Genomic DNA, 6,618 nt, shown 5'->3' with positions numbered 1-6,618 from the left:
TGCCTTTTTATTTACAATGTTTGAGTTTTTATTTGTTTTATTGGGTTGAATAAGATAAGATAGAAAAGAGGGGGTAAAATGATGTTAACAGAACACTTGATTGTATATAAAACGATGCCAATCTGGACGAAAGAAACCATGCCACAAATGGTACAAGAAAAGCACAATACGAAGGTTGGGACTTGGGGAAAAATCACAATACTAAAGGGGAAACTGACTTTTTATCATCTGACAGAAGAAGGAGAGGAAATCAGTAGCCAAACTTTTCAAGCAGGAGAGGTCTTACCATTTGTAGAACCTCAAGCATGGCATCGTGTAGAAGCTGCTTCGGATGATGTCGAGTGGTTTTTAAGTTTTTATTGCCAACCTGAGGATTACTTCGTTAAAAAGTACAACACAGGGGCTGTTCATTCAGAAGTTCTAGAAGCTATGCAGTCCATTCAGCCTAAAACTGCATTAGACTTGGGTTGTGGTCAAGGACGAAATAGCCTGTATCTGGCTCAAAGAGGACTCGCAGTAACAGCTTACGATCAAAATGACTTGTCTCTTGAAATTTTATCAAGTATTGTAGAACAAGAACATTTAGATATGGATATCCAATCATATGACATCAACAGTGCTAGTCTGACAGGGACTTATGATTTTATCGTTTCGACGGTTGTTTTGATGTTTTTGCAGGCAGAACGGATTCCAGATATTATTCAAAACATGCAGGAACAAACCAACTCAGGTGGATATAATCTTATTGTTTGTGCGATGGATACCAAAGATTATCCCTGCCATTTGCCGTTTCCATTTACTTTCAAAGAAGGTGAACTTTCTAACTATTATAAAGACTGGGAACTTATAAAATACAATGAAAATCCAGGACATCTCCATCGACGAGATGAACATGGTAATCGTATTCAACTTCGCTTTGCGACTATGCTAGCTAAAAAACCTTAAAAATAAAATTGAAGATGAAAGTTCAGTAGTAGTTAATGAAAAAAAGGAGTGGGACAGAACTCACAATTGAAAAATTTTAGTTCGTAGGCCCACCCCCGCAAGGATGATTAGGGACTCTTACGGGCTTGAAAAGCGAAGTAAGTGTCCAGTCATCTACTGCGTTATTAGTTTATGACTGACCTCATTTGGAGGCAGAAGACTATTGTCCCAGTCTCTATTTTGACACTATTGAAAAATGATTGAGGCCATGTTGGATCGTCCAAAGTGTACTATGAACTGCGTGGTGTTCTAGTATCTTAATTTGTGGAACAAGCTGGAAATAAATCATTACCACTGAAATCCTGGAGAAGCAAGAAGAATAGTTGCTAGCTCTTCTGGACTCTCTTGTCCACCTTCGTTAATCCAATTTGTGATTACGCCAACCACACCTTCTATAAAAAGTTGCAAGGCGTATTTTTCAGGGACACCATAACTAGAGATGACCACTTGAACGGCACCTGGTGTACGATGGGTAACTTCTTCTAAAAAATCTGCAATATTTTCTCGTAAGCAAAATTGGCTATGTCGAGAAATTTCTTTATAAAATTGTATATTTTGGTAAAGATAGGTTAAGACATCTAGTAGAGCATTTGTAGGGTGTCCCAAACTTTCAGCTAACAAGTGATGTATGGTTTCCAAAGTTTCTTCTTTTAATTGGTCTAGTAAATCATATTTATCGATATAATGAAGATAGAAAGTCGAGCGATTGATGCCGGCTTTTTTTGTGAGTTGGCTAATCGAAATCTCTTCGAGACTTTTTTCAGCAAGTAGAAGAGTCAAGGCTTCTTTGATATCGTTTTTGGTGGTTGTGTGACGTATGGACATGGGTCCTCCTTTATTTCAACATCTTGTTGAGTATATTATAATCATTTTCTTGAAAAAAACAAGTCTTTTTCTATTTTAGTTATAGATTAAAAATGAAGCAGAACCGTTTTTATCTCTTATTTCAACACTTTGTCTAATTCTGTTGTTGCAGGTTAATTTTATTTGAGCTATAATAGCTTTCGTGATAAATCAACAGATTGTTGATTTTAAAATAAATTTATTTTTTGTACCTTTTTAGTAGAAAAAGGATTACAATGAGAATAGAGAAAACAAGGAGAACATGATGGCTTACATTGAGATGAAACATAGCTACAAACGTTATCGGACAGGAGATGTCGAAATCATCGCAAATAATGATATCAATTTTGAGATTGAAAAAGGAGAGTTGGTCATTATTTTGGGATCTTCAGGAGCAGGTAAATCAACTGTCCTTAATATCCTGGGAGGTATGGATACAAACGACGAAGGTCAGGTTATCATTGATGGGCAAGATATTTCAGGATACAACGCAAAGCAATTGACTACCTATCGTCGTGAGGATGTTGGTTTTGTCTTTCAGTTTTACAATTTAGTATCCAATTTAACTGCTAAGGAAAATGTGGAGTTGGCTTCGGAAATTGTGGCAGATGCAAAGGATGCTGAGCAAACGTTGAGTGATGTGGGACTTGGCCAACGCATCAACAACTTCCCAGCTCAATTATCTGGTGGAGAACAGCAACGGGTGGCAATCGCTCGTGCAGTGGCGAAAAATCCCAAAATTCTCCTCTGTGACGAACCTACAGGAGCCCTGGATTACAATACTGGAAAACAGGTCTTGAAGATTCTCCAAGACAAGGCTCGCAATGAAGGAGCTACCGTTATCATCGTCACTCACAATGGGGCGCTTGCACCGATTGCAGATCGTGTGATTCGTATGCATGATGCGCGTGTTCAAAGTATTGAACTCAATACAACTCCACAAGATATTGATAGCCTCGAGTACTAGAAAGGATGTCTCATGAATCGTAAAACTTATTGGAAAGATGTCAGAAAGTCTTTCTCTAGTTCTAAAGGACGGGTGGTTTCTATAGCTGCACTTATGGCCTTGGGTTCTTTCGCTCTTGTGGGTCTAAAAGTGACAACCCCTGATATGCAACAAACAGCAACAAGCTATTTCACTAAACACCAAATAGCTGACCTTACGGTTATAGGTAGCTATGGACTGAACCAATCGGATCAAGATCTTTTAAATCAAGTCTCATCAGAGGCAAACATTGAGTATGGTTACTTTAAAGATGTGGTGCTGAAAGACTCCACAGATGCCTTTCGACTATTTTCAGAGCCCAAGGATATCTCAACTTATGAGGTTGTAAAAGGAAAACTACCAAGTAAGCAAGGTGAAATTGCTCTTTCTTCAGTCTATCAAGACAACTATAAGATTGGTGACAAGATCTCGTTTTCTGAAAAAGAGGGTGACAATGGTAAGGATGTCTTAAAAGAACACAGCTTTACCATCACTGGCTTTGTTCAGTCATCTGAAATCTTATCAAGTGTTGATCTCGGTTCATCGACAGCTGGGAGTGGGGAACTCAAAGGTTATGCGGTTGTTCCTGAATCTAGTTTTGATTCCGACGTCTACATGATTGCACGCTTAGCTTACAAAGACGTCAGTACTGCTAACCCTTATACCCAGGATTACACTGACAAGGTTTCCAAACACGAAGATGAGCTCGAAAAATTAGTGAAAGATCAGCCTGCTAACCGTTTGAAAGAATTAAAAGCTGATCCACAGGCTAAGATTGACCAACAAACAAGTCAACTTCAGACGGCAGAAACGGAACTTAACAAGAAACTAGAACAAGCGAAAGCGAGCGGTCAAGATAAGAATCCTCTTGTCCAGGGACAATTGACTCAGGCACAAGATGAAATCACTGACAAGAAGGAGCAAATAAAGGAAGCTCAAGAAAAAATCGATAGCATGACTGAACCAAGCTACGATGTCTACACACGTCGTGAAGCTCCTTGGTCAGAAGGTTATGTTTCTTATGAGGCAAACGCTTCTGTTTTTCAGAACCTCAGTAATATCTTCCCTGTTATCCTCTACTTTATTGCTGCCTTGGTAACCTTCGTCACGATGGGACGCTTCGTCGAGGAAGAACGGATTAAGGCAGGAACATTCAAAGCTCTTGGTTACCAAAACAAGGACATCATCCGTAAATTTATTATTTATGGATTGGTGACGAGTATGGTTGGTACTGCTATTGGGGTTGCTGCTGGACACATTCTCCTTCCATCCATCATTTACAATAGCTTTAAAGAACGGATCCTGCTCGCACCGATTGAGTTACACTTCTATCCTTTTAAGACTCTTCTAGCTATTGTGCTTGGTCTTTTGTCCACAGTTCTTCCTGCTTTTATGGTAGCCAAGCGTGAATTAGGAGAAAAGCCAGCCCAACTTCTTCTTCCAAAACCTCCAACATCTGGTTCTAAGATTCTTCTGGAGCGCATCACCCCTCTTTGGAAACGGATGAGCTTTACACAAAAAGTCACTGCCCGTAATATTTTTCGCTACAAGCAACGGATGTTTATGACTATTTTTGGTGTCTGCGGTTCCATCGCACTTCTCTTTGCTGGACTCGGTATTCGTTCTTCTATCGGAGACCTTAACACACGCCAATTCCCTAACATCATTCGCTATGATATGATTGTCGCAAACAAGGATTATCTGGATGGGCAGGAAAAGGAAAATATCCAAAAATTAATTAACGATAGCAAGGTCAAGGAACATCTTTCTATTCATTACGAAATGCTTTCAAAAGAGGCAGGAACTAATAACGATCGTCAAGATATCACAACCCTTGTGGTCAAAGACAAGGATCAAGAAACTCTACAACATTACATCAAGCTCAATAATCGTGAAACTGGTCAAAAACTCGAATTGACCGACAAAGGGATTATTATTTCTGAGAAATTGGCAGACTTAGCTGGCGTTTCTGTAGGAGACGAGTTAACCGTTCAAAATAGTCAAGACAAGGATATCAAACTCAAAGTTGCTGGTATTTCTGAAATGTATATGGGTCACTTCATCTTTATGAATGAAACTACTTACAGAAATGCTTTTGGTAAAGAGGCGAGCCAAAACGCTACTATTCTGACACTGAAGAATCACTCAGACAAAAACGTTGAGGAAACAGCCAGTCAATTTATGGAGCTTGATGGTGTCAAAGGGGTTGTTCAAAATACTACCCTCAAAGATCAAGTCGCGACTATTGTAGAATCACTTAACCGTGTTATGGGAGTGATGATTGGGACTTCTATTATGCTGGCACTGGTTGTTCTCTTCAACTTAACCAATATCAACGTGGCAGAGCGTATTCGGGAACTTTCTACGATCAAGGTGCTCGGATTTTATAATAACGAAGTCACTCTGTATATCTATCGTGAAACCATTTACCTCTCCATCGTAGGGATTTTAGTTGGATTTGGTCTTGGTCTTGGATTACATGCTTATATGATTGCGATCATTCCTCCGGATACGGTCATGTTTAATCCTGCTTTGGGCTGGACTATCTATGCTGTTCCTGCAGTGGTTGTTGTTGCGATATTGGCTGGACTGGGTCTTATTGTTAACCGTTGGTTACAAAAGGTCGATATGTTGGAAGCTTTGAAATCCGTAGAATAAAGAAAAAACATCTCAATAGTTTAGAGAAAATAAACTTGAGATGTTTTTTCTATACCTTTAAAAGATGATTGTATCGTGGGAGGGAGGACATTTATCTCCAAATTTTAATTTACACTTTTACTTGATAAACATGGCGTCGCCAAAACTAAAAAAGCGATAGCCTTCCTCGATGGCATGGTGATAGGCTTCAAGAACTAGTTCTCGCCCTGCAAAAGCAGACACAAGCATAACGAGAGTCGATTTTGGTAAATGGAAGTTGGTGGAAAAGGCGTCAACAATTTTCCATTGGTATCCGGGTTTAATGAAGATATTGGTCCAACCGGAATCAGCCTCGACTTTCCCATTAAACTTATTTCCAATGGTTTCTAAGGTACGAATAGAGGTGGTGCCCACTGCCACAATTTTTCCACCGTTATTCTTGACTTGATTAATGCTAGCAGCAGCTTCTTCACTCAGATTATAAAACTCAGAATGCATTTCATGCTCATCTAGGTTGTCGACTGAAACAGGACGAAAAGTTCCAAGTCCGACATGAAGGGTTACATAAACAATTTTTACTCCTTTTTGTTCGATAGTTTCTAGCAATTGAGGTGTAAAGTGTAGCCCAGCTGTTGGTGCAGCAGCTGATCCGTTTTCTTTAGCATAGACAGTTTGATAGCGTTCCTTATCCTCAAGTTTTTCATGGATATAAGGAGGCAACGGCATTTCTCCTAAGCTTTCAAGTACTTCTAGAAAAATTCCTTCATATTCAAAACGGACAATTCGTCCACCGTGTTCAAGTTTTTTTATGACAGTAGCACGTAGTCGTCCATCTCCAAAGTGAATGGTAGTTCCAATTTTTAGTCTTTTAGCAGGTTTTGCGAGGACTTCCCATTCATCTTCTTTGGTGTTCTTAAGTAAAAGCAGTTCTACGTGTCCCCCAGTCTCAGGTTTGTGACCGTAGAGACGGGCCGGTAGAACACGCGTGTTGTTGAGAACCAAAGCATCCCCTGGATTTAGTTGATCTACAATGGAATCAAAGTGAGTATCCTCCATCTTACCAGTTTTGTGGTTGACAATGAGAAGTTTGGAAGCGTCCCGTTTTTCCAAAGGTGTTTGAGCAATCAGTTCTTCAGGTAAATTAAAATCAAAATCAGAAGTGTTCATAA

At 39.5% G+C, this 6,618-nt stretch carries 5 protein-coding genes; 3 read left to right on the top strand and 2 right to left on the bottom strand.

What is annotated here, in order from left to right:
• Nucleotides 1–81: 81 nt before the first annotated feature.
• Nucleotides 82–945, top strand: coding sequence for an SAM-dependent methyltransferase TehB (gene tehB, locus STRDD10_RS06485; protein WP_067194438.1), 864 nt, complete (start codon nt 82–84; stop codon nt 943–945).
• Between the two features lie 327 nt (nt 946–1,272).
• On the opposite strand, the gene STRDD10_RS06480 is transcribed toward tehB, so the two are convergent.
• Entirely contained in the window at nt 1,273–1,809 is a 537-nt protein-coding gene (locus STRDD10_RS06480; RefSeq protein WP_067194099.1) for a TetR/AcrR family transcriptional regulator C-terminal domain-containing protein, read from the bottom strand.
• 283 nt (nt 1,810–2,092) lie between these two features.
• Here STRDD10_RS06480 and STRDD10_RS06475 point away from each other — a divergent pair, with 283 nt between their 5' ends.
• Nucleotides 2,093–2,794, top strand: coding sequence for an ABC transporter ATP-binding protein (locus STRDD10_RS06475; protein WP_067194097.1), 702 nt, complete (start codon nt 2,093–2,095; stop codon nt 2,792–2,794).
• A gap of 12 nt (nt 2,795–2,806) precedes the next feature.
• Nucleotides 2,807–5,470, top strand: a complete 2,664-nt coding sequence (locus tag STRDD10_RS06470) for an ABC transporter permease (protein ID WP_067194095.1) — start codon at nt 2,807–2,809, stop codon at nt 5,468–5,470.
• Nucleotides 5,471–5,587: 117 nt separating this feature from the next.
• Here the strand turns inward: STRDD10_RS06470 and queA are convergent, their stop codons facing one another.
• Entirely contained in the window at nt 5,588–6,616 is a 1,029-nt protein-coding gene (gene queA / locus STRDD10_RS06465; protein ID WP_067194093.1) for a tRNA preQ1(34) S-adenosylmethionine ribosyltransferase-isomerase QueA, read from the bottom strand.
• Between the last annotated feature and the right edge of the window lie 2 nt (nt 6,617–6,618).

The sequence above is a fragment of the Streptococcus sp. DD10 genome (assembly GCF_001578805.1).
In the GTDB taxonomy this organism is placed as follows: Bacteria; Bacillota; Bacilli; order Lactobacillales; family Streptococcaceae; genus Streptococcus.
Note: the sequence above shows the minus strand (reverse complement) of the source record. Positions and strands in the feature narration are given on the sequence as shown.

Bases quoted from the DNA above. Each gene is read 5' to 3' on its own strand.
- tehB (WP_067194438.1), top strand. From the start codon at position 82: ATGTTAACAGAACACTTGATTGTATATAAAACGATGCCAATCTGGACG.
- STRDD10_RS06480 (WP_067194099.1), bottom strand. From the start codon at position 1,809: ATGTCCATACGTCACACAACCACCAAAAACGATATCAAAGAAGCCTTG.
- STRDD10_RS06475 (WP_067194097.1), top strand. From the start codon at position 2,093: ATGGCTTACATTGAGATGAAACATAGCTACAAACGTTATCGGACAGGA.
- STRDD10_RS06470 (WP_067194095.1), top strand. From the start codon at position 2,807: ATGAATCGTAAAACTTATTGGAAAGATGTCAGAAAGTCTTTCTCTAGT.
- queA (WP_067194093.1), bottom strand. From the start codon at position 6,616: ATGAACACTTCTGATTTTGATTTTAATTTACCTGAAGAACTGATTGCT.